Genomic DNA, 22149 nt, shown 5'->3' on the forward strand with positions numbered 1-22149 from the left:
AATAGTTTGGTCCCTATGGCATTGAGTGAGCAGTCGGCGGCGGACGGCCAAGACGTGGTGGCGCTGATCGGGAATGGCGTCTCTGTCGCGTTCAACACTGAACTTGCGATGAGGGAGCTGACAGCGGCCATCATCGAAAAGATCAACGAGGGCGGTGACGGGGATGCGTCGCAAGCATTGCTCGGCCTGGTCAACGACCTGCCCGCGGACAGTGCCAGGGAGGACTTCGAAGCGCTGTTCGGCCCGCTCGATCGTCTCAGCGAGACGATCAAAGCCTTCTCCGCGTTGAGTCACCTTGCCACTCGGGCGAGTGAGGATGTCCAGTCCGACCTCAAAGGCACAGCCGCCTTCTTCGAAGATGTGCGTCGAACCGGGGTGAGCATCGCTTTGGAGACGATCGACGAACGTGCCTTTGCGAGCGAGCCGGACATGCATGTCATCACCGATTTCGTCGACGCGATCGTCGCGGCAGCAGGCGAAGAAAGCAAGATCACGATCGCGAATCTGAACTACGACAGTTTGGTGATGAAAGCGCTGATCTCTGAGCAGGATCCAAAGGTCTGTGACATGGCTGATGGCAGGACACACAAGAAGGTCCAGCGCGACATCGTCGGAGAAGGCAAGAAAAGAGTCGGCCATCCCTTGCGAGCGGCGTCGGATTTCGACGCAGAGTTCATCAGGAAGCAGAAGGTTCTGTTGCTGCATCTGCATGGCTCGGTCTCGTGGTTGCGGTCGCCGGAGCCTCAAGACGAAGGTCAGGTGTTCCGATTCAAGATAAGTTCGCTGCGATCTGACGGGTTCTGGGCGGCCTGGCGCGCCGGGAAGACCAACTGGGAGCCGGTGGTCGTGCTGACGAATCAGCATCACAAGAACATGACAGTCGCCGAGCCCCCGTTCTCGATCGCGTATGACCAGTTCCGGGAGCAGCTCAGAACGTCCGGCCGATGGATCATCGCCGGCTACTCATTTCGTGATCAGTGCGTCAATGATGTTCTGCGCCAAGTGTGGCGAGAGCGCGAGCGTACGGAGACTCAGATCATGGTGGTGGCCCATGGTGATGATCTGAAGGAGACAGCGATACTCGACGCATTGGGATACGACGCAGAACTCGACGAAGCGCCGTCCGGGTTTCTCACGATTTCCCGAGGTGGCATACAGCTGGCGCCCGGATCGCAGGAATGGCTCACTTGGGTCGGCCGATCGCACTGACCTGCCGCCCCGGGGTTGCATCTGTGGGTCTCGCCACTACCGTGAAGCCATGACAGCTTTCACTGATGACCAGATCGAAACAGCGCTTGAAACTCTTCCGGGCTGGTCACAAGAAGGCGAGGCGGTTGTGAAGTCATTCGAGTTCACCGACTTCGCCGCAGCGATTGCGTTCATCAACCGTGCGGTGGGACCGATCGACGAGATGGACCATCACCCCGAATGGACCAACGTCTACAACCGCGTCGATGTGCGGCTCACCAGTCACGATGCCGGGGGAGTGACCGATCGCGACGTTCGTCTGGCCAAGGTGCTCGACCGGTTGGCCGCGGCAAGCTGACCCGGACTTAACTGGGCCGGTTCAGGCCCAGAGATCGCTGCCGAACTGGAACCAGATCGCCGCGATGACGGCGACGTACCAGAGGATGTTGATCAACAGCGTCCAGTCGGTGACGACACGGGTGATCGGGTTCTCGGGCAAGAACTCCCGCAAGTTGCGTGCAGTGAGCCACACGAAGATCGCGATCATGACGGTCCAGACGACCATGCACCAGGGACAGAGTTTCACGATGTCGTAAATGCTCTGCCATTGCAGCCAGGTGATGAGGCTGATCCCGAACAGTGCGCCGGCCTGCAGGCCGAGCCAGATGAAGGCCGGGAGCTGGACCCGCGCGATCGCCAGGACGCCGATTGTCACGACAACCGCGAATCCGACGACCCCCATCAAAGGGTTGGGGAAGCCGAACACCGATGCCTCGTCGGTGTTGATGACTCCGCCGCAGCTGACGAAGGCGTTGATGTCGCAGCCCAGCGCCTTCTCGGGGTGCTTGAGGAACTCGATCTTCTCGATGATCAAGATCGCCGCGGACAGCAGCCCGATGGCGCCGCCGATCGTCAACAACCAGCCGAGGCCGCGGTCCGAGGGCCCGTAAGTCTTGAGGTCGGCGTCGACCTCGTGCGTCTGCGCAGTCATGACAGTGATCTTAGAGGCGAACTGCAACTCGGTGTTGACCCTCGTGATAGCCAAAGCCGTGACTGTGGGTTACAGTTCCACATACCAACGGTATGTGGAAGGGATCTCATGAGTTCTCAGCACGTCGACGTGATCATCGTCGGGGCAGGTCTGTCGGGCGTCGGCGCGGCCTACCGCCTGCAGGAACAATGCCCCACGAAGACCTATGAAATCCTCGAGTCGCGTGAAGCGGTAGGCGGCACCTGGGATCTGTTCCGCTACCCCGGAATCCGCTCGGACTCGGACATGTACACCTTGAGCTTCCCGTTTCGGCCGTGGACCAATGCCAAATCGATCGCGGACGGCAGCGATATTCGCACGTATATCGAGGATGCGGCCGACGAGTTCGGAATCCAACAGCACATCCGGTTCGGACACCGTGTGCAGAGCGCTTCGTGGTCGTCCGAAGATGCGCGTTGGACCGTGACCTCTCGCGTCGGCAACGAAACCATCGTGAAGACCGCGTCGTTCCTTTATCTCTGCAGCGGGTATTACAGCTATGACACCGGGTTCACCCCCGACTTCCCCGGCATGGACGACTTCGGTGGACAGGTCGTGCACCCGCAATTCTGGCCGCAGGATCTCGACTACGCCGGCAAGAAGGTCGTGGTGATCGGCAGCGGAGCTACCGCAGTCACGCTGATCCCGTCCATGGCCGACGACGTCTCGCACATCACGATGCTGCAGCGCTCGCCGACTTACATCACGACGCTGCCTGACGTCGACAAGCTCGGCCAGCTGATGCGCAAAGTGCTGCCGGCCAAGCTGGCGCACCGGGCGATCCGCCGCAAGAACGCCATGGTCGCGATCGGCTTCTACCTGTTCTGCCGCAAGTTCCCCAAACTCGCCACGAAGGTCTTGTTGGCACGTGCCAAGGGGCAACTGCCTGAGGGCACCGACATGACGCACTTCACGCCGAGTTACAAGCCGTGGGACCAGCGTCTGTGCATCGTCCCGAACGGCGATCTGTTCCGATCGATCCGCAAGGGACAGGCTTCGATCGTCACCGACACGATCGCCGGTTTCACCGCGACCGGTATCGAGCTCAACTCCGGTAGACATCTCGATGCCGACATCGTGGTGACCGCCACGGGGCTTCAGGTCGTTGCGATGGGTCAGATCTCGATCGAGGTCGACGGCCGGACGATCGATCCGCACGATCTGTATGTCTACAAGGGGCTGATGTTCAGCGGGCTGCCGAACTTCGCCTGGTGCGTGGGCTACACCAACGCGTCGTGGACACTGCGAGCAGACCTGTCGTCGCAGTACGTCTGCCGGCTGATCAACCGCATCGACGCTCTGGGCCACGATTTCGCGATGCCGGATCCCCATGGAGCCTCAGGCGATTCGGCACCGATCCTGGACCTCACATCGGGATATGTCACCCGTGTCGCCGAACTGTTGCCGCAACAGGGGGCTAGCTCGCCCTGGACGATCAGGCAGAACTGGCTGCTCGACTCATGGGATATGAAGCGGACGGATCTCGACGAGGCGATGGTCTTCGGCCGCGCGGCCAAGATGTCGGCGGTTGTGGGTCGATAACCGGCGGGGGACGACCTAAAACCGCCGACATCTTGGGGGTGGGGCGGTTAGGTTTGGCAGTGGGGGCACCAGAAGGTGTTTCGCATCTGAGTCGGGACGTTGCCTAGCTCGCCGCGTTGAATTGCTGTGCCACAGCGGCGGCAGGGGCGACGATCACGGCCGAACACCCAGTGCATCTGACCCGAGCGCATGACACCGGTGAACACCCGTTCGGGGCGGTCGCGGTTGACCATGATCATGCGGCGGCCACGCTCGATCACCCGGGCGACGTCGACTTCGCCCACCGGACGGGTCGGTAGCAATCCGCTGAGGAAGCAGATCTCATTGACGTATTCATTTCCGAAGCCGGCGAGATTTCTTTGGTCATGCAGAGCCAGGAAGACCGGTCGGGCCGGGTCGGCGGTGATCCGACCGATCGCCTCGTCGATATCCCAGTCCGGACCGAGCAGGTCCGGTCCGAGGTGGTCGAGACCTTCGGCGTGCCGGTCGACGACCTCGGTGATCCCGAGGGCGAAGCCGATGGCTTGATGGTCGGCGGTCTCGAGGATGACGCGGGCCTGATGGGCTGGACGTCGCCAGGTCTGGTCGTGGGAGTACACGTGCCAGACCCCCTCCATCTTGAGGTGGGTGTGGATCGAGTGCCGTCCGACGCGGATCAACAGATGTTTGCCGCGGCTGACGACGTCGTCGACAAGCTGGCCGGACAGGTCGAGCGTCGCATGGGCCGGAACCCGGAAATCGGTGCGGGTGAGTTCACGACCTTCGAGGGCATCGCGTAGCCGGCGTGCGGCACGCCAGACGGTGTCGCCTTCAGGCATCGAGTCTCAGGCCCTTGATCGTCGCCTCGAAGCCGGCCTCGGCCAGTGCTGTGCCAAGGGGTGTGGACGCGATACTGCGACCACCGGCGGTCTCGATGGTCAGCCTGCTGATGCGTCGTGCCCGTACGGTCGAGGCCAGCGAAGCGGCAGCCGCAGCGAGCCGGGCCGGCTCGTCGTCGAACACCAGGGCCTTCTTACCGCTGCGCTCGAGGTAGAGCACGAGCCGGCCGTCGTGCAGAACCACGATCGAGCCAGCTTTGCGGGCCGGCCGATGACGTGCCGCATCGTCCTCCCCGACCCGGTCGGGCCAGGGGAGAGCCGCGCCGTATGGGTTGGCCGGGTCGGTTGCTGCGAGGGTTATCGCAGCCTCGGCAGATGGGGCTTCATCGTCGGACGAGGAGCCGCGCATACGGTCGATCGTCGCTGGGGCGGCGAACTGGGCCGCGCCGAGGGTCTCGATGTAGTAGCCGCGCAGGCAAGCGCCGGTCTGCTCGAGTTCGCGCAGGACCCGATAGACACCTGCGAATCCGCCGGGGGTCGACTCAGCCATGACCGATCCGCGTGTGACGACACCGTAACGGCCCAAAAGTGCCTCGGCGCGGGCCAGCTGGACGCTGGTCGAGTCGGTCAGAGTGGGAGTGGACGCGAACCAGCGCCCGCTGACAGTCGGTGGCCCCTGCAACGCCACTCGCGGAGACCGGATCCGGCGGCCGTGCACGCGGGCTCGAGGAACCGCTCGGGTCGTGCGGTGGGCGCCGCCGCGGCTGACCATCGCCCGAATCGGGGTGAAGGTGTCATTGCTGACGTGGCCGGACCAGACGAGATCCCACAGCGCCGGGACGATCAGCGAGTCGTCATCGCAGGCCACCGCTTCGGCCAGCTGGCGGAATAAGAAGGCGCCCCCGCCGTCGAGTGCCGTCACGATGGAGGCATGGAGCGAGTCGGGCTCGAATCCGGCTAGTTGGGACAGCACGAGGTCGGCCGGGTGCAACTGGATCCAGCCGTCATTGCCCGGCAAAGTGCCTGCTCCGGTCCACACGATCTCGCCTGCCGAGGCCAGCTCGTCGAGCATGCCCGGCGTGTAGTCGCGGACGCGGGCCGGTAGTACAAGCGATTCCCAGGCTGAGGCTGGAAGGGGAAGTCCGGCGAGCTGGTCGATCACCGCGAGGACGCCATCGGGTCCACGGAGGGAGCCGCCGACTCCCTGCCATGACGGGAGGAAACGCGCGAACGTCGTGCCGTCGACCGGCTCGACCTGTTGACGGGCAGCGGCCAGCGATCGGGACCGGAGGCGACGGAGCACTCCGGGCTCGACCCATTCGGAGCCGGTCGCATGGGGCCGGAATTCGCCTTCGGTCAGACGTTTGTCGCGGGCGAGCCTGCGCAGCACCTGAAGGGCGACAGCAGGTCCGATGCCGAAACGCACAGCGACGTCGTCGGTCGTGAACGGGCCGTGGGTACGGGTGAACCGTGAGATCAGATCGCTCAACGGGTCTGCGCTCGCGGTCAAGTGTGCGTCAGCGACACCGAGCGGGATCACGACTCCGAGCGCCTCGCGCAGGCGTCCCGCATCTTCGACTGTGGCCCAGCGGGCGGTGCCGGCGATCGAAACTGCGATGACCCGGCGTGACGATTGCAGCTCTTCGAGCCACCCGGCGATCTGCTGGGAGTCGCCGCCGTCGACCCGCGCCACGATCTCGTCGAGTTCGAGCGGCCCGAGCAGCCGCAACAGATCGGCCACGCCTTCAAGCCCTTTGACCCGACGATCGTCGGCCAGGCGTTGCAGCTCCAGCTCAGTACGTTCGATGACATCGGGATCGAGCAACTCGCGCAATTCGGTGCGGCCCAGCAGCTCGGCCAGCAAGGACGGATCGAGTGTCAGCGCTGCGGCACGACGCTCGGCCAGCGGCGTGTCGCCCTCGTACAGGAATGCCGCGACGTATCCGAACAGCAGGTTCTGGGCGAAGGGCGATGCCTTGTCGGTCGTGACCTCGGCGATCTGGACCTCACGCGAAGCGATACGCCGCGTCAACGCCGCGAGGGCTGGAAGGTCGTAGACGTCTTGCAGGCATTCGCGAGCGGTCTCGAGCAGGATCGGGAAGCTCGGATAGTTGCGGGCGACGTCGAGCAATTGGGCCGAACGCTGGCGTTGCTGCCACAGCGGTGCGCGAGAACCTGGATTGCGACGGGGGAGCAGCAGCGCTCGTGCCGCGCACTCGCGGAACCGCGCCGCGAACAAGGCTGAACCGCCGACTTCTTCGGTGACGATCTTGTCGAGCTCATCGACGTCGAACACGAACAGGTCGGCGCCCGGCGGTTCCAGCTCGGTGTCGGGGATGCGCGCCACGATGCCATCGTCATTGGCCACGACCGAACCGTCGAGACCGAAGCGTTCCTGGATCCGAGCGGCGACCGCGAGCGCCCACGGCGCGTGGACCCGGCGACCATAGGGTGAGTGCAGCACGACCCGCCAGTCGCCGAGCTCGTCGCGGAAGCGTTCGACGACCAGTGTGCGGTCGGACGGCACCTGCCCTGTGGCCTGCTTCTGGTCGGTCAGGAAGGCGGCGAGGTTGTCGGACGCCTGGCGGTCGAGGCCCAAGGCGTCAGTGCGCTTGCGCAGCCCTGCGGGGGTCGCAGCGGTTGACTCCCGGACGAATGCACCGATCGCCTCACCGAGTTCGTAGGGACGCCCGACGCTCTCGCCCTTCCAGAACGGCAGCCGTGCAGGTTCGCCGAATGCGGGCGTGACGACGACCCGGTCGTGGGTGATCTCCTGGATACGCCAACTCGTGGCGCCGAGCGCGAAGACATCGTTGATCCGTGACTCGTAGACCATCTCTTCGTCGAGTTCACCGACTTTGCGTGGCCCGGACTCCTCGGAGCCGGCTGCCAAGGTGACCGCGAACATGCCGCGATCGGGGATCGTGCCGCCGCTGGTGACGGCGAGGCGTTGCGCGCCGGGACGTCCGGTGAGGGTTCCGGCCTCGCGGTCCCACACGAGACGGGGGCGAAGCTCGGCGAACTCGTCGGACGGATACCGGCCGGAGAGCAGGTCGAGCGTCGCCTCGAAGGCCGAGCGCGGAAGCGTCGCGAATGGCGCGCTGCGGCGGACGATGTCGAACCATTCCTCGACCCCGATCGGCTCGAGGGCCGTGACTGCCACCGTCTGTTGGGCGAGGATGTCGAGCGGATTGGCCGGGATGTCGAGCCGTTCGATGAGGCCGGCCTGCATGCGCGCCGAGGTGACGGCGGATCCGAGCAGGTCTTGCCGGGACGTCGGAAACATGACTCCGCGCGACAGCTCGCCGACCTGGTGACCCGCACGGCCGACTCGTTGAAGACCGCTGGCGACCGACGGCGGGGTTGACACCTGGATCACCAGGTCGACGGCACCCATGTCGATGCCGAGTTCGAGACTCGACGTGGCGACGACACAACGCAACCGCCCCGACTTGAGGTCGTCTTCGATACCGGCGCGTTGATCTTTGCTGACCGAGCCGTGGTGAGCCCGGGCAAGAACCGGTTCGGCCCCGTCTGATTGGGCGCTGCCGCCCATGAGTTGTGCCGGTGCGCGTTTGGCCGGAGGCCGCTCGGCACCGTCACCCGTCAGCTCGGTGTAGGCCTCGTTGAGCCGGGCGGTCAGGCGTTCGGCGACACCGCGTGAGTTGACGAACACGATCGTGGAACGAAACTGCAGGATGCGTTCGAGGATCGCCTCTTCGACATGGGGCCAGATGGAGCCGCGGGGAGAATCGTCGGCGCCGTCCGGCGACCCGGTCGAAGGTCGGGCCGGAAGCTGGGTCATGTCGTCGACCGGCACCGCGACCTGCATCTCGAGTCGGCTCGGCGATTCGGGTGCGACGACCCGGACACGACCCGATCCGGCCAGGAACCGGGCGACCTCGTCATGCGGTCGGACCGTCGCGCTCAGCCCGATGCGTCGAGCCGGTGTGTCGAGCAGGGCGTCGAGGCGCTCGAGCGACAGGGCGAGATGAGCACCGCGCTTGGTACCGGCGACGGCATGGATCTCGTCGATGATGACCGTGTCGACATCGCGCAGCGTCTCGCGGGCCGCGGACGTCAGCATGAGGAACAGCGATTCGGGTGTCGTGATCAAGATGTCGGGCGGATGTGAGACCAGGGCGCGCCGATCGCGTTGCGACGTGTCGCCTGAGCGGACGCCCACCGTGACCTCGCGATAGTCGTCGCCGCGCCGGGCCGCAGCCTGAGTGATACCGACGAGCGGCGACCGGAGATTGCGCTCGACGTCGACCGCGAGCGCCTTGAGCGGCGAGATGTAGAGGACTCGCGTGCCCTCGGACTCCCCGGCGTGCATCAGCCGGTCGATCGCCGACAAGAATGCGGCCAGCGTCTTGCCCGACCCGGTAGGGGCGATGACCAGCACATGATCGTCGCCGCCGACGCCGTCCCAGGCGCCCTCCTGAGCAGGGGTCGGCGAACTGAATGACTCGCCGAACCACTCGCGGGTCGCCGGAGCGAATCGATCGAGTGGGCCTGTCATACGTCCATGGTGTCAGCCGGGTCCGACAACTGCACTGGGAGACAGCACTGAGAGACTGCACTCAGGAAGGCCTGGCAGGGTGGCTATTGTTGCTGTTCGCCCATGGCTCGACGACGAAGGGGATTCACGTGTCGGACGCCCGACTCCGGTGGCTGGCGGTGTTGGTGACGGTTGTTCTGCTCGTGGTCGTGGGTGCTGGTGCCGTGGTGGGTTCCGGTGCCGTCGCGAGCAATCTGCAGCAGACAGCCGAGACGGCACTCGCCGATGCCGGCCTGGACGGCGTCACAGTCGACTTCGAGGGGCGCGAGGCGACGTTGAGCGGCGGCAGCCACGCCGATCTGACGGAAGCCGAGAAGATCGTCGAGGCCATCGACGGTGTCCGGCTCACAAGGAGCGAGGATGACACCGACGAGCGTCCCCCGACCTCTGCGCCGGAGCCGCGCACCGAACCTGGCCCGTCGATCGAACTGAGGCGAGCGGCCGGGCGGATCACGATCAGCGGCAATGTGCCCGATGCCGATGCGGCGGCCGAGATCAAGGCCGGTGCCGCGCTGGTCTTCGAGGAACTGGTGTCAGGGGACCTCGGCGTCGGCGGTGAGACCGGCTCAGCCTCCTGGACGAAGGCGCTGCCGACGGTATTCGGCGATGTCGTCGGGGTCAGGGATCTTGCGCTCACAGTCGATGCGTCCGCGACGTTGACGATCCGCGGCACGATCGAGAGCAGGGCAGGACGCCGCAAGATCTCCCGGCTCATCTCATCGGCCTTGCCGCAGGTCAAGGTCGTCAATGACATCAGGATCGACGCGCGTGGCCTGAGCAAGGCCGACGCCACGGTGCTGAACGACTCGGCAGTCCACTTCGAACCAGGATCCTCGGTCGTGACGTACACCGCGGCGCCCGACCTCGATGCCCTGGCCGAGGTGCTGCGTCGCAACGCCGAGCTGAAGATCGAGATCGGCGGCCACGCGGGCCCTGACGCGGCCGGAAAGCGGCTCAGCGACCAGCGGGTGGCTTCCGTCAAGGGCTATCTCGTCGCGGTCGGTGTCGAGGCGGACCGGCTCTCGACCAGGAGCTACGGCTCGGGGCCCCTGGCAGCTCATGACCCGCAGGCCGAACAATTCCGGCGGGTCGACTTCATCGTGAAGGGGAACTGATCCATGTCGAGCTACACGATCGGCGAGATCGTCGTCTGGCTGTTGGTGACGGCGGTGATCGGGTTCGTCCTCGGCTGGCTGGTGCGGGAGCTGCAGATGCGGGCAGGACGTCAGACAGTCGTCGGGCCGGCCCCGGCGACCGAAGTGCCGATCCCAGAGCCAGAACCCACACCCGAACCCGAACCCGAGCCGGCGCCCAAGGAACCCGAACCCGAGCCGGCGACCCCTGAACCTCCGCTGATCAAGGGCAAGAAGAGCTCCATGATCTATCACACTCCCAGCAGCGGTTCCTATGCCCGTACGAAGGCCGATGTCTGGTTCCACACCGAGGACGAGGCCGTCGCAGCGGGCTTTCGCAAGCCGAAGAATTCTTGACCGTCCCGGTCCGGCAGGTCGGCGCGGAGGTCCTTGGCCGATGCGGCATGCTGGGCCGCATGTCTTTGCGTCTCGTCGCTGCCGCGTCCGCTGCAGCTGTCCTCCTGACGGCCTGCTCATCGTCCTCGGACCCGGCCGACCCCGACAAGCCGGATCCGTCCAAGGCCGCCCCGGTCAAGTTGGTCGAACGATCGCCGCTGACGGGCAGAGCGATGAAGGACGGACGGCCCGACAATCCGGTGTTCGTGGTCAAGATCGAGAACACCAGTGGCGGTGCGCCGCAATACGGTCTCAACAAAGCAGATCTGGTCATCGAGGAACTCGTCGAAGGCGGACTGACCCGGCTGGCGGCGTTCTACTACTCCGATTTGCCGAGCAAGGTCGGCCACGTCAGGTCACTGCGCACCAGCGATATCGGTATCGCCGGGCCGGTGAAGGGGCAGATCGTGGCATCCGGCGGCGCCAATGGCGCGTACAACAAGGTCGAGAACGCCGGAATCAAGGTCTTCTCCGAAGATGCCGGCTCACCCGGATTCAGCAGCGATCCGCTGAAGTACCGCCCCTACAACCGTCTGATCAATCTCAAGACCGTCAACAAAAAGGCCAAACCGGGCAAGATCAAGGGTCCCTATCTGCCATGGACGACCCCCGAGTCGGCGAAGAAGCCTGAGCCCGAGACGACCGCGAGCGCGGGAACGACCCCGTCGGTCGATTCGAAGCCGGCGAAGGCGGCAACGGTGCGGTTCTCCAACTCCACCTCGACCTCGTGGGCGTACAAGGACAAGAAGTGGGTGCGTACCAACGGTCACGCCGAGCCGGGCAAGGACTTCAAGGCCGACACGATGATCGTCATCTCATGTCGCGTCGGAGATGCCGGCTATACCGATCCGGCCGGCAATCCCGTCCCTGAGACGGTGTTCGAGGGCAGTGGTGAGGCCAAGGTGTTCCACGGCAGTCAGGTCACGACCGTCAAATGGCACAAGCCGAGCCTCGACGAGGGCCTGACGTTCAAGAATGCGGACGGCTCAACGTTCACGATCGAGCCGGGCAAGGTGTTCCTCGAGCTGATGCCCAAGAACGATGGCTCCGTAGCGCTGAACTGACCTTCGGTCAGTCGCCTGCGGTGGGCAGCAGCCGCAAGCCGGTCAGGATCGCACCGATCGTGGCCTTGACGTCTTCGCTCGCGGCATCGGGGTCTTCGGCGTCTGAGACATATTCCGACGCTGACCTCACCGCACCGTAGAACACCGCCGTGAACGCGTCACCGAGCTCGTCGACTCCGCCCAGGTCGCCGAGCAGATCATCGACGGTGCGTTTGACGATGCCGTAGGAAGACGCCTTCTCCGCCTCCTGCCAGCGCTCGTGCCCCAACGCAACAGGACCTTCCTGCATGCAGATGCGCCGGAACTGGGGCTCGCGGCATACCTCGAGGAACTTGGCCAGGCCGATCTGGGCACGCTCCCACGGATCTTTCGAGGCGTTGATGGCCTTCTCGATGTCGGCGGTTGTGGAATCCTGCACTCGCAGGAAGACCTCTTCGAACAGTGCGAGCTTGCTGGGGAAGTGGTGGTACAGAGCTCCCTTGGTGACCCGGGCCGCCGCGACGACCTCGTCGAGCGAGGTGCCGGCGTAGCCGTGATCGGCGAAGAGCTTGGTCGCGCTGTCGAGCAGTGCGCGCTTGGTGCCGGAGGAATAGTCCTGTCGCCGCGTGGACTTCGTGGTCTTGCGGGCGGTGCGCAGAACGCTCTTCGTCACGCGTGCGGGATGGGGCATGGGAGCAAGTCTACGGCTCCGTGTCGTCGTGCCCGGAATCACATACCGGAGGTTTGCCAATCCATGCGGATTCGAACATACTGAGAGTACGTACCGAGAGTATGGAACTCTCGAATCGACGGCACAGAAAGGAGCACACCATGACCTGGGATGCTTACAACCGTCGCAAGATCGCTCTTCGGGAACTGCTCGTGATTGCCGACCGGCAGCCCGACATGACCCTCACCGAACTCCTCGACACGGTTGATCCCGACCGTGGATCGATCAAGGACGAGACCGAGCTGCTGTTCGAACTCCAGATGACGTGGTTCCAGCGCCTCAGCGGCCAGCTGGACCGTTTGATCGCAGAAGAACTGCACGGCCCCGAACTCGTCGCGGTGACGGCGTGGGTCAACGCGGCGGCAGAACTGCCCGGAGCCCGAGCGCTCCTCGATGCGCACCGCGATGAGCCTGCTCTGCGCAAAGCCGTCGCCAAGGAGCTGGCCTATCTGGCCGCCTCTGCCGGCGTCCCGACCTACCACCCCGACCTGATCGCTCAAGGGCAGCGCATCCAGGAATCCGCGCGCGAAGCACTCGCATTGCGTGAGGTCAGTAGCCTCGACTCAGGATCGCGGATCGGGTTCGTCGCTCGCTTGCGCAGTGCCATCGCAGCCTGACCGCAGTCAACACCGATCGCCCCGTTCGGCGACGCTTCCTCCCTCCGTGTCGTCGGGCGGGGTCGGTGTGTTTCAGGGGGTTCTTGCCGCGATACCGGTGATCTGCTCGCCCAGTTCGATGTCGATCGACTTGCGCAACTCGCTGCGGAAGATGCCGAGCGTGACCTGGCTCGCGATCGGCATGAGTCCGTCGACCAGATCGATGATGCCCTGCCACTGATCCTCGGGCAGTCCGGCGTCGATGAACGGCTGGATCAGTTCGCTGACAACCTCGCGGACGAAGGTGTCGGCGATAGTGCGTAGATGCGACTGCAGTATCGGAAACACCGTGATGACGGTCTCGGGGGCCAGGCCGAGCTTGACCGCCGAAACGCCCGCTCTCACGACAGCCGGTTCGAGTAGCCGGAGGCGGGAACCGTCGAGCTTCTCCACCAGGCCGAGACCGACCATTGCCTCGATGAGGGCGTCATCGCGTTCGACTCCGGCCAGCGCCGCGAGGTGTTCGCGGGTCATGATCTCCGCCTCGCCGACTTCGTCCTGATCGAGAATCGTCATGAGATCGAGCGTGTGTCCGGCCGTGTTGTGCGGGGCGTTGAGGATGGCCTTCTCCACCGCCCCGAGGGTGAATCCGCGTTCCAGCAGTTGCCGAATCAGCTGGAGTCGTTGCAGATGCTCGCGGTTGTAGTAGCCCGTGCGGCCGGCCAAACGCGGCGCGTCGATCAGACCGCGGCTCGCGTATGCGCGCACATTACGTACTGTCATCTGGGCGCGGGACGCCAGCTCGTCGACGGTGAACTCCTCACCGGATGTCGCGTCCTCGGCCATGCAGGAAGCATAAGGGCAGCCAATCCCCACGCGGTGTGCGCCCGAGGGGCATCATGGAGCTATGGACACGCTGCGCGGCAGATTATTGGTGGCGACCCCGGCCATCGAGTCGGGTCCGTTCCTGCGCAGCGTCGTGTTTCTGCTCGACCATGACGCCGACGGCGCGCTCGGCGTCATCGTGAACCGTCCGTTGGAATCAGATGTCGACGACGTCCTGCCGGACTGGGCCGCATTGGTCAACGCGCCGGATTGCCTGTTCGACGGCGGGCCCGTAGCGATGGACTCGGCACTGGCACTGGGCGTCATCTCGGACAATCTGCCGCCGCTCGGCTGGAGGCAGATGGCCGGCCGGGTCGGACTCGTCGATCTCGACGGACCGCTGCCTGGCACAGGTGAGCTGGCGGGACTGCGCGTTTTCGCCGGTTATGCCGGGTGGGCGCCGGATCAGCTCGAAGCCGAGATCGCCGAAGGCGCCTGGCTCGTCCTGGACGCCCGCGAAAGCGATTTGATGTCGCCGCAACCTGAAACGCTGTGGCGCGAAGTTCTGCGTCGTCAAGACGGCGACCTCCGGTATTGGACGACATTCCCGGACGACCCGTCGGTCAACTGAATCTGGTTGCGCGGGGGGCCTCGCGTTGTCAGCGGGAGTCGTTAGACTTCAGGAGTGGCTTTCTTTCAACGCGGTTCCCAGACGGTCCTGGACGAGCGCACCGAGCAGAAGATCGAGGAGGGCGACCACGAGAAGTTCTCTCACTACGTCCCCAAAGATCAGCTGACCGAGGCCATGGTCATGGGTACGCCGGTGATCGCGTTGTGCGGCAAGGTGTGGACTCCCAGCCGCGATCCTGAGCGTTTCCCGGTCTGCCCCGAGTGCAAGGACATTTGGGAAGGTCTCGACAAGGGCGACGACGGGGACAAGCCCGGTGACGCGTAGCCAGCACCTCCGGGTCTGGCAGCAAGAGGCATTCGAGCTCTATCAGCGCAAACAACCGCGCGATTTTCTCACTGTCGCCACGCCCGGTGCCGGCAAGACGACCTTTGCCCTGACGATTGCCGCCGACCTGCTGTCTCGCGGGATCGTCGAGCGCATCGCGATCGTCGCGCCGACCGATCACCTCAAGACTCAGTGGGCCATGGCGGCGGCCCGCATGGGTATCTCGGTCGATCCGGCCCTGGCGAGCCAGGGCGTCCTCGGGACCGGATTCCAGGGTTTCGCCGTGACGTACGCCGGTATCGCGGTCAACCCCAATGCCTATCGGGCCCGGATCGAGCACCGTTCGACGCTCGTGATCCTCGACGAGGTCCACCACGCCGGCGATGCGCTGACCTGGGGCGATGGGGTGCAAGAGGCCTGCGAGCCGGCCGTACGTCGCCTCGCGCTGACCGGCACTCCGTTCCGCTCAGATGACAATCCGATCCCCTTCGTGACCTACGCTCCGGCCAGCGACGGCAGCAAGACCAGCGTCGCGGACTATTCGTACGGCTACGGTCACGCCCTCAAGGACGGCGTCGTCCGCCCGGTGCTGTTCATGGCCTATTCGGGGCGGATGCACTGGCGTACGCGCGCCGGCGACGAGGTGGCCGCTCGGCTGGGCGAACCGCTCGACCGGGCCGCCACGGCACAGGCGCTTCGTACCGCGCTCGACCCCAACGGCTCGTGGATGCCCGAAGTGCTGGCAGCCGCTCACACTCGGTTGATGGAAGTGCGTCGCGATGTTCCCGACGCCGGAGGACTGGTCATCGCGAGCGATCAGACCACCGCGAGAGCGTACGCCGGGCTGCTGGCCGATCTCACCGACTGCACGCCGACGGTCGTATTGTCCGACGAGGCCGGAAGCAGCCAGAAGATCGCTGAATTCGCGGCGTCGAAGTCGCCGTGGATGGTTGCGGTCCGCATGGTGAGTGAAGGTGTCGACATCCCCCGACTGTCGGTCGGCGTGTACGCCACGACGACGTCGACGCCGCTGTACTTCGCGCAGGCGGTCGGTCGTTTCGTCCGTGCTCGCCGCAAGGGGGAGACGGCTTCGATCTTCGTCCCGAGCGTGCCGCGGCTACTGTCGTTGGCTGCCGACCTCGAGGTGCAGCGAGATCACGTCGTGGGCAGACCGGTCAAGGACGAGGCCGATCTGTTTGCCGCTGAGGCCGACATGCTGGCCCAGGCCCAGGCCGAAGAGGGTGCCTCGGACGATCTGCTGGGCCAGTACCGTGCGCTCGCGAGCGATGCCTCATTCGATCGTGTCGTCTATGACGGGGGAGAGTTCGGCTACGACAGTTTGTCCGATGACGAAGGAGAACTGGACTTCCTCGGAATTCCCGGTCTGCTCGAACCCGATCAGGTAGCCGAGTTGCTGCGCACATCTCGTGCCAAGAAGGCCAAGGACAAGGCTGCCACCGCCACGGTCGAACCGGAGGCCGATGTGGCTTTCGAACGTCGCAGCGAGTTGCGACGTGAGCTGCAGGGACTGGTTGCTGCCTGGCACCACCGCACCGGGGCTCCACATGGCGTCACCCACAATCGTCTGCGGGCACAGTGTGGCGGACCGCCGGCTGCGCAGGCCTCGACGGCGCAACTGCAGGCGCGTATCGATGCGATCCGTACCTGGGCGCTCAAGGCTTCTGGCTAAGCTCAGCGCGTGAACAACATGCCCGTGCGAACCCGGATCTTCGCCGCGATCTTGAAACGCGTCTCCACGCCAGTCGAGGAAGCCGGTGACTTCGCGAAGTTCCGGGCTGAGCGACTTGAGCTGCAAGCCAAGGCGGCCGGCAAGTTCGTCTTCGGCCGGATCGACCGGGAGTCGACCGTCGAGGAGATAACCCTCGGCACCGGGCAGCGAGCCTTGGTGTACCGGCCCAAGGGCGCGGTCGGCCCTTTGCCATGTGTCATCAACTTCCACGGCGGGGGATGGGTCCAGGGCAATCCCGAGCAATCGGCGTGGCTCTCCAGTCGGGTCGCGGTGCGCAATCGTGCGGTCGTGATCGCGCCGGCGTACCGGCTGGCCCCGGAGGATGTCTTTCCGGCCGGGGTGGACGACGCCTGGGGTGCGCTGGGATGGATTGTCGAACGCGCCGACGAGCTCGGGATCAACCCGGAACGCCTTGCCGTGATGGGTGACAGTGCAGGCGGAAATCTTGCCGCAGTCATCGCGCTGATGGCCCGCGACGCCGGGGAGCCGCAGATCCGCGCGCAGGTGCTGATCTATCCCGGCGTCGAGATGTACGACAGGTGGCCGTCGGAGGACCGTCACGCCGATGCGCCCGTGCTGACCTCAGCGAATATGCGCGCGTTCGTCCGGTTGTACCTGGGCGATCAATACGGAACCGAGGATTTCCGCGCTTCGCCGATCCGGGCCGAGTCCCACGCCGACTTGCCCAAGGCGTTCATCATTACGGCAGAGTCCGATCCGCTGCTTGACAACGGAGCGCGATATCGCGATGTGCTGAGCGAGGCCGGTGTGCCGGTGCGGTACGCGGAGTATCCCGGGGCGATTCATGGCTTCATGAGCTTGCCGGGCGTCGTCCCAGCGGCGAAACCAGCACTCGACGATATCGTCGGCTTCCTGCGCGAAACATTGTGACAGTGGCACTGTCACGGTAGTCTCCCGTGCATGAAGCGCAATCACTGGCAGCAGGAGATCGCCCGGCTCGACCCGGAGACCGACTATGAGCAGATCGCTCGCATCGCCGGTATGTACGAATTCCCGTGGGACTCCCAGCAGGCGTTGAGCTTCGCGCTGTTCCGCACCTACGCCGTTCCGTCGATAGGGCGATTGCTGTTCGACACCGGCGAGTTCACCGCCGCGGTGCAAAAGCGTCATGACGATACCGCGTTGCTGCTGGAGAAGATCGCCGAAAAGGGGCTGGAATCGACTGACGGACGCGCGGGAGTGCGTCGGATGAACCAGATGCACGGTAGCTACGACATCTCCAATGAGGACATGCGCTACGTGCTCGCGACATTCGTCGTGACGCCGGCGCGTTGGATCGACCGCTACGGTTGGCGGCGGCCCAGCCAGGCGGAGGAGATCGCCGCCGTCCGTTACTACCAGCGGCTCGGAAAACTCATGGGCATCAAAGATGTGCCGGCCGATTTCCAGGGCTTCTCGGACCTGCTCGACGCCTATGAGCGCGAGACCTTCGCATTCGACCCCAAGTCGCGGGCCGTGGCCGACTCGACCCTCGAACTATTCGTCTCGTTCTATCCGCGGCCGCTACGCCCGATCATGAGGCGGTTCAGTATCGCGCTGCTCGACGATCACTTGCGTGCGACGTTCAGGTATCCCGAACCGTCGCGGCTGCTCAAGTCTCTGGCACACGGCTCACTCGTGGCCCGTGGGCGGATCGTCCGGTTCTTCCCGCCCCGCCGCAAGCCTTCGTACATCCGTGACACGCATCGGATCCGTTCATATCCGGGCGGCTTCATGATCGACAAGCTCGGCACGTTCCCTGCGACGATGCCGACGGATCAGGAGATTTCCGCTGCGCGCTGACGTGACTTTGTGATGTGGGTCTCGTTGTGACTCTTGAGTAACTTCTCAGGGGAGGCATCTGTGCAGCGCAGTCACCGGCATAGTCGTCCGATCATCGTCGCGGTCACCACGATCGCATTGACGATGGCAAGTTTTCCGGCATATGCGTCGTGGGTGCAGCGTTTCCACGGTTCGGACCAGGCGAAGGTCTCCGCCGGCTCCGATGTCATCGACGAGTCGAAGCCGCACAGCCACAACGATCCGGCCAGCAAGAACTCGGTGTCGCGGGCCTCTCAGAGCAAGGAGACCGCGGATCCGACAACAGCGGTCCAGGCGCTGAGCAGCCGGTCGAGCGTGGCTGCCCAACGGGCCGAGCCGGATCCCAAGCTGCTCCGGTCGCCAGCGCCGGCTCCGCGCCTCGCGACTCCGCAGGACCGTTACGCGATGGCCGGTGGGTGTTACGCCCTGCAGGCGACCAACACCGGAAAGTGGGTAGCTCAGACCGGGAGCACCTATCGTGCGACCGCGGCGAGTTCGGCGACCGCCGAACCGTTCCACTTCCAGGCCACAGATCTGGGTTCCTATCTGCTCTACAGCAAGGCCAAGCACTTTCTCGGAGTGACGGTACTGGGCGCGGTGGGCGCCTTGCCCAATCCGAGCGAACGTACCGACTGGACCGTGACGAAGCAGGGAGCGACGTTCACGTTCGCACTGCCCGGTGTCAAGACCGCCCTCGGGGCCGACTCAGCCGGCGGCCTGGGCGCAGGCGCTGCGAGCGGGTTCGTGTTACGCCAGGTCACCGGTTGCGCGACATGGCCCGAGATCGAGGTCGGGGTGAGCGGTCGGCCCTTCATCGGATCCAGCGCATTCCAGGAGGTTCGCGGCTACCTCGACGCACACACGCACGGTATGGCGTTCGAGTTCCTGGGTGGCGACGTGCACTGCGGTCGGCCGTGGCATCGGTACGGCGTGGCGTTTGCACTGAAGGATTGTGTCGACCACGCCGTGACGGGTGGCAATGGTGCGGTGATCGAGAACTTCCTGAAAGGCGGCAGCCCGATCACACCGCACGATCCGGTCGGTTGGCCGACGTTCAAGGACTGGCCGGCTCCCGACTCATTGACGCATGAAGGCACGTACTACAAATGGCTCGAGCGTTCGTGGCGCGGCGGTCAGCGACTCTTCGTCAACTTGCTGGTCGAGAACAACCAGTTGTGCAATATCTATCCGATCAAACGCAACTCGTGCGATGACATGGCGTCGATTCGTCTCCAGGCGCAGGACATGCGCAAACTCGAGCGCTATATCGACGCGCAGAACGGCGGGCCCGGAAAGGGCTGGTATCGCATCGTGACTGATCCGTTCCAGGCCAGACAGGTCATCAACTCCGGCAAGCTGGCAGTCGTCATGGGTATCGAGACGAGTGCCGTGTTCGGTTGCTCCACCAAGCTCGGCAATCCGACGTGCACGACGGCCTCGATCTCCACACAACTCGACGAGGTGCATGCGCTCGGCGTCCGACAGATGGAGCTCGTCAACAAGTTCGACAATGCGCTGGCCGGTGTGGCCGGCGACACGGGCGGAGCGGCGCCGTTGATCAATGCGGCCAATTTCTTGGAGACGGGCTCGTTCTGGGACATGCGCAAATGTCCGGCAGGCAGCGATCCCCAGGTCAGCGATCGCGAACAGATCACGCTTCCGCGTATCGTGCCCGAACAGGACGCACTGTTCGGCGCGATCGCCGGGCTCTACTTGCCGATCAAACTGCCGCTGTATGCCTCGGGCCCGCATTGCAATGCATTGGGTCTGAGCAATTTGGGTGACTACACGATCGCGCAGATGGCCAAGCGCAAGATGCTGTTCGATCCCGATCACATGAGCGTCAAGGCCCGTAAGGCCTCGCTGGACCTGACCGAGCGGCTCAAGTATCCCGGCGTCGTGTCGAGCCATTCGTGGTCGACGCCTGATGCCTACCCGCGCATCTACAAAGCCGGCGGCGTCGTGACGCCGTATGCAGGCGACAGTAAGGGCTTCGTCGCCAAGTGGCGCCAGCACCTCAATTGGGCAGATCCGCGGTATTACTTCGGCTTCGGTTATGGAGCCGATATCAATGGTCTGGGTGCTCAGGGCAGTCCGCGAGGAGCCAATGCTCCCCACAAGGTGACGTATCCGTTCAAGGGCCTCGGCGGAGTCACGGTCAACCGGCAGGTCAGCGGGCAGCGGACGTACGACATCAACGTCGACGGTGTCTCGCACTACGGCCTGTACCCGGACTGGATCGAGGACCTGCGTCGCCAAGGGGGTCAGGCGATCGCCGACGACATGGCACGCGGCGCCGAGGCTTACCTAGGCACCTGGGAGCGGGCGGTAGGGGTCAGCAACGATGCCTGCCGCAATCGGCGAGTCATCAAGAGCACGAGTGTCTTCACCAAACTCAAAAAGGGCACGACGGTCAAGAACGTGCTGCTGAAGGCCGGTCAGCCACACGCCAGACTCGGCAAGACGTTCACGTACTGCGCCAAGGGCACCAAGACCGTCAAGATCCGCAAGGGCAAGAAGATCAAGAAGGTCAAGAAGGTCAGGACCGTCACCCGCAAGGTGACGTTCACGACCAGCGGGAAGGTCTACAAGGTCAAGTAGAACCGAGGCGGAATTGATCGGCGGGAAGATCGAGCGGCTCTTGGACGTTGGACCAGTCGTGAGGCTCTCAGTGCTCGATCTTGTTCCTGTCCGGACCGACCAGTCGACCAGCGACGCCGTGGCGGCCACGGTCTCGCTGGCCCAGGTTGCCGACCGGCTCGGTTTCAGCCGCTATTGGCTGGCCGAGCATCACAATATGCCCGCGGTGGCAGCGACCTCGCCGCCGGTGCTCATCGCGATGCTCGGTGCACAGACGCAGAGCATCCGGCTTGGATCGGGCGGGGTCATGTTGCCCAATCACGCCCCATTGGCCGTGGCCGAGCAGTTCGCGCTGCTGGAAGCCGCGACCCCGGGCCGCGTCGATCTCGGCATCGGCCGGGCGCCAGGTTCCGATCCCGTCACGTCGATGGCGCTGCGTGGTGCGGCCGGGCGCGACGACACCGATATCGCCAATTTCCCGCAGTACCTTGACGATGTTGTCGCGCTGATGGGCGCGCAGGGCGTGCGAGTCGCGGTCCCGAGGCAGGACTACATCCTCAAGGCGACGCCCGCGGCGGTCTCCGAGCCCAAGATGTGGTTGCTCGGCTCGTCGATGTACTCGGCGCACCTTGCTGCAGCCAAAGGCTTGCCGTATGTCTTCGCGCATCACTTCTCCGGGCAGGGCACGGCCGAGGCGCTGGCGGTCTACCGCTCGGAGTTCCAGCCCAGCGATGTGGCGCCCGAGCCCGTGACGTTCCTGACCGTGAACGCGGTGGTGGCCGAGACGGAGGAGGAGGCCTCGGCCATGATGCTGCCGAATCTGCACATGATGGCCAAGTTGCGCACGGGGCAGCCGCTGACGGCTCTCGACCTGGTCGAGGATGCGCAGGCCAAACAGTTGCCTCCCCAGGCGCAGGCCATGGTCGAGTCTGCCTTCGGCCGGGCCGTTTCAGGCACGCCGCAATCGGCCGCGGCGCAGGTGCGCGAACTGGCCGAGCAGTTCGGTGTCGATGAGGTCATGGTCAACCCCGTGGCGTCCGCGCGACGCGGCACGGATCCCCGCACTGCTCCGGCCCGCGAGCAGACGTTGGAGTTGTTGGCCAAAGAACTGCTGTAGTCGGCGGCCAATTCTTGGCACGGTGGACACCGGGAGTTCACCGTGACGTCGGTGTCAGGTCGGG

19 protein-coding genes are annotated in these 22149 nt (G+C 64.8%); 14 read left to right on the forward strand and 5 right to left on the reverse strand.

What is annotated here, in order from left to right:
• Window positions 1–15: 15 nt before the first annotated feature.
• Together ACXJKC_RS18945 and ACXJKC_RS18950 are read left to right on the forward strand one after the other, a co-directional pair.
• Window positions 16–1209 carry an SIR2 family protein gene (locus ACXJKC_RS18945; RefSeq protein ID WP_456698306.1) on the forward strand — a complete coding sequence of 398 codons (1194 nt, stop codon included), beginning with the start codon at window positions 16–18 and terminating at the stop codon, window positions 1207–1209.
• Between the two features lie 49 nt (window positions 1210–1258).
• Window positions 1259–1546, forward strand: coding sequence for a 4a-hydroxytetrahydrobiopterin dehydratase (locus ACXJKC_RS18950; protein WP_456698307.1), 288 nt, complete (start codon window positions 1259–1261; stop codon window positions 1544–1546).
• Between the two features lie 21 nt (window positions 1547–1567).
• Here the strand turns inward: ACXJKC_RS18950 and ACXJKC_RS18955 are convergent, their stop codons facing one another.
• On the reverse strand, window positions 1568–2179 hold the full coding sequence (locus tag ACXJKC_RS18955; protein ID WP_456698308.1) for a vitamin K epoxide reductase family protein: 612 nt from the start codon (window positions 2177–2179) through the stop codon (window positions 1568–1570).
• Window positions 2180–2287: 108 nt separating this feature from the next.
• Here ACXJKC_RS18955 and ACXJKC_RS18960 point away from each other — a divergent pair, with 108 nt between their 5' ends.
• The gene (locus tag ACXJKC_RS18960; RefSeq protein ID WP_456698309.1) at window positions 2288–3760 is read left to right on the forward strand and encodes a flavin-containing monooxygenase; all 1473 of its coding nucleotides are present in this window, start codon (window positions 2288–2290) and stop codon (window positions 3758–3760) included.
• 47 nt (window positions 3761–3807) lie between these two features.
• On the opposite strand, the gene ACXJKC_RS18965 is transcribed toward ACXJKC_RS18960, so the two are convergent.
• Window positions 3808–4578 carry a DNA-formamidopyrimidine glycosylase family protein gene (locus tag ACXJKC_RS18965; RefSeq protein WP_456698310.1) on the reverse strand — a complete coding sequence of 257 codons (771 nt, stop codon included), beginning with the start codon at window positions 4576–4578 and terminating at the stop codon, window positions 3808–3810.
• Window positions 4571–9100, reverse strand: coding sequence for an ATP-dependent helicase (locus ACXJKC_RS18970; RefSeq protein WP_456698311.1), 4530 nt, complete (start codon window positions 9098–9100; stop codon window positions 4571–4573). Before ACXJKC_RS18970 ends, ACXJKC_RS18965 begins: the two co-directional genes overlap by 8 nt.
• Window positions 9101–9228: 128 nt before the next feature.
• Here ACXJKC_RS18970 and ACXJKC_RS18975 point away from each other — a divergent pair, with 128 nt between their 5' ends.
• The 3 genes from ACXJKC_RS18975 to ACXJKC_RS18985 are packed head-to-tail and all read left to right on the forward strand — an operon-like array spanning window position 9229 to window position 11732.
• Window positions 9229–10254: an OmpA family protein gene (locus ACXJKC_RS18975; RefSeq protein ID WP_456698312.1), complete on the forward strand. Its 1026-nt coding sequence runs from the start codon at window positions 9229–9231 to the stop codon at window positions 10252–10254.
• Between the two features lie 3 nt (window positions 10255–10257).
• Window positions 10258–10629: a sunset domain-containing protein gene (locus ACXJKC_RS18980; protein WP_456698313.1), complete on the forward strand. Its 372-nt coding sequence runs from the start codon at window positions 10258–10260 to the stop codon at window positions 10627–10629.
• Between the two features lie 59 nt (window positions 10630–10688).
• Window positions 10689–11732, forward strand: a complete 1044-nt coding sequence (locus ACXJKC_RS18985) for a DUF3048 domain-containing protein (RefSeq protein ID WP_456698314.1) — start codon at window positions 10689–10691, stop codon at window positions 11730–11732.
• Between the two features lie 7 nt (window positions 11733–11739).
• On the opposite strand, the gene ACXJKC_RS18990 is transcribed toward ACXJKC_RS18985, so the two are convergent.
• The gene (locus ACXJKC_RS18990) at window positions 11740–12402 is read right to left on the reverse strand and encodes a TetR/AcrR family transcriptional regulator (RefSeq protein ID WP_456698315.1); all 663 of its coding nucleotides are present in this window, start codon (window positions 12400–12402) and stop codon (window positions 11740–11742) included.
• A 140-nt stretch (window positions 12403–12542) separates the two neighbouring features.
• Between ACXJKC_RS18990 and ACXJKC_RS18995 the strand changes: the two genes are divergently transcribed.
• Window positions 12543–13058 carry a hypothetical protein gene (locus ACXJKC_RS18995; RefSeq protein ID WP_456698316.1) on the forward strand — a complete coding sequence of 172 codons (516 nt, stop codon included), beginning with the start codon at window positions 12543–12545 and terminating at the stop codon, window positions 13056–13058.
• A 72-nt stretch (window positions 13059–13130) separates the two neighbouring features.
• Here ACXJKC_RS18995 and ACXJKC_RS19000 read toward each other — a convergent pair whose 3' ends face one another.
• On the reverse strand, window positions 13131–13883 hold the full coding sequence (locus ACXJKC_RS19000; RefSeq protein ID WP_456698317.1) for a MerR family transcriptional regulator: 753 nt from the start codon (window positions 13881–13883) through the stop codon (window positions 13131–13133).
• Window positions 13884–13944: 61 nt separating this feature from the next.
• On the opposite strand from ACXJKC_RS19000, the gene ACXJKC_RS19005 reads away from it, so the two are divergent.
• Genes ACXJKC_RS19005 through ACXJKC_RS19035 form a run of 7 tightly spaced genes read left to right on the forward strand, consistent with a single transcriptional unit; the run spans window position 13945 to window position 22085 of the window.
• Entirely contained in the window at window positions 13945–14493 is a 549-nt protein-coding gene (locus tag ACXJKC_RS19005) for a YqgE/AlgH family protein (RefSeq protein ID WP_456698318.1), read from the forward strand.
• 54 nt (window positions 14494–14547) lie between these two features.
• On the forward strand, window positions 14548–14817 hold the full coding sequence (locus ACXJKC_RS19010) for a DUF3039 domain-containing protein (protein ID WP_456698319.1): 270 nt from the start codon (window positions 14548–14550) through the stop codon (window positions 14815–14817).
• Entirely contained in the window at window positions 14807–16507 is a 1701-nt protein-coding gene (locus ACXJKC_RS19015) for a DEAD/DEAH box helicase (protein ID WP_456698320.1), read from the forward strand. Before ACXJKC_RS19010 ends, ACXJKC_RS19015 begins: the two co-directional genes overlap by 11 nt.
• 18 nt (window positions 16508–16525) lie before the next feature.
• Window positions 16526–17458 carry an alpha/beta hydrolase gene (locus ACXJKC_RS19020; protein ID WP_456698443.1) on the forward strand — a complete coding sequence of 311 codons (933 nt, stop codon included), beginning with the start codon at window positions 16526–16528 and terminating at the stop codon, window positions 17456–17458.
• A gap of 30 nt (window positions 17459–17488) precedes the next feature.
• Complete coding sequence (locus ACXJKC_RS19025; RefSeq protein ID WP_456698321.1) at window positions 17489–18370, forward strand: oxygenase MpaB family protein; 882 nt, start codon at window positions 17489–17491, stop codon at window positions 18368–18370.
• A 60-nt stretch (window positions 18371–18430) separates the two neighbouring features.
• On the forward strand, window positions 18431–20989 hold the full coding sequence (locus tag ACXJKC_RS19030; protein ID WP_456698322.1) for a hypothetical protein: 2559 nt from the start codon (window positions 18431–18433) through the stop codon (window positions 20987–20989).
• 58 nt (window positions 20990–21047) lie between these two features.
• Window positions 21048–22085, forward strand: coding sequence for an LLM class flavin-dependent oxidoreductase (locus ACXJKC_RS19035; RefSeq protein ID WP_456698323.1), 1038 nt, complete (start codon window positions 21048–21050; stop codon window positions 22083–22085).
• Window positions 22086–22149 lie beyond the last annotated feature (64 nt).

This window comes from Aeromicrobium sp. P5_D10, from assembly GCF_054049535.1.

Bases quoted from the DNA above. Each gene is read 5' to 3' on its own strand.
- ACXJKC_RS18955 (WP_456698308.1), bottom strand. From the start codon at position 2,179: ATGACTGCGCAGACGCACGAGGTCGACGCCGACCTCAAGACTTACGGG.
- ACXJKC_RS18945 (WP_456698306.1), top strand. From the start codon at position 16: ATGGCATTGAGTGAGCAGTCGGCGGCGGACGGCCAAGACGTGGTGGCG.
- ACXJKC_RS19000 (WP_456698317.1), bottom strand. From the start codon at position 13,883: ATGGCCGAGGACGCGACATCCGGTGAGGAGTTCACCGTCGACGAGCTG.
- ACXJKC_RS18950 (WP_456698307.1), top strand. From the start codon at position 1,259: ATGACAGCTTTCACTGATGACCAGATCGAAACAGCGCTTGAAACTCTT.
- ACXJKC_RS18970 (WP_456698311.1), bottom strand. From the start codon at position 9,100: ATGACAGGCCCACTCGATCGATTCGCTCCGGCGACCCGCGAGTGGTTC.
- ACXJKC_RS19020 (WP_456698443.1), top strand. From the start codon at position 16,526: ATGCCCGTGCGAACCCGGATCTTCGCCGCGATCTTGAAACGCGTCTCC.
- ACXJKC_RS18995 (WP_456698316.1), top strand. From the start codon at position 12,543: ATGACCTGGGATGCTTACAACCGTCGCAAGATCGCTCTTCGGGAACTG.
- ACXJKC_RS19025 (WP_456698321.1), top strand. From the start codon at position 17,489: ATGAAGCGCAATCACTGGCAGCAGGAGATCGCCCGGCTCGACCCGGAG.
- ACXJKC_RS18960 (WP_456698309.1), top strand. From the start codon at position 2,288: ATGAGTTCTCAGCACGTCGACGTGATCATCGTCGGGGCAGGTCTGTCG.
- ACXJKC_RS18980 (WP_456698313.1), top strand. From the start codon at position 10,258: ATGTCGAGCTACACGATCGGCGAGATCGTCGTCTGGCTGTTGGTGACG.
- ACXJKC_RS18990 (WP_456698315.1), bottom strand. From the start codon at position 12,402: ATGCCCCATCCCGCACGCGTGACGAAGAGCGTTCTGCGCACCGCCCGC.
- ACXJKC_RS18985 (WP_456698314.1), top strand. From the start codon at position 10,689: ATGTCTTTGCGTCTCGTCGCTGCCGCGTCCGCTGCAGCTGTCCTCCTG.
- ACXJKC_RS19005 (WP_456698318.1), top strand. From the start codon at position 13,945: ATGGACACGCTGCGCGGCAGATTATTGGTGGCGACCCCGGCCATCGAG.
- ACXJKC_RS18965 (WP_456698310.1), bottom strand. From the start codon at position 4,578: ATGCCTGAAGGCGACACCGTCTGGCGTGCCGCACGCCGGCTACGCGAT.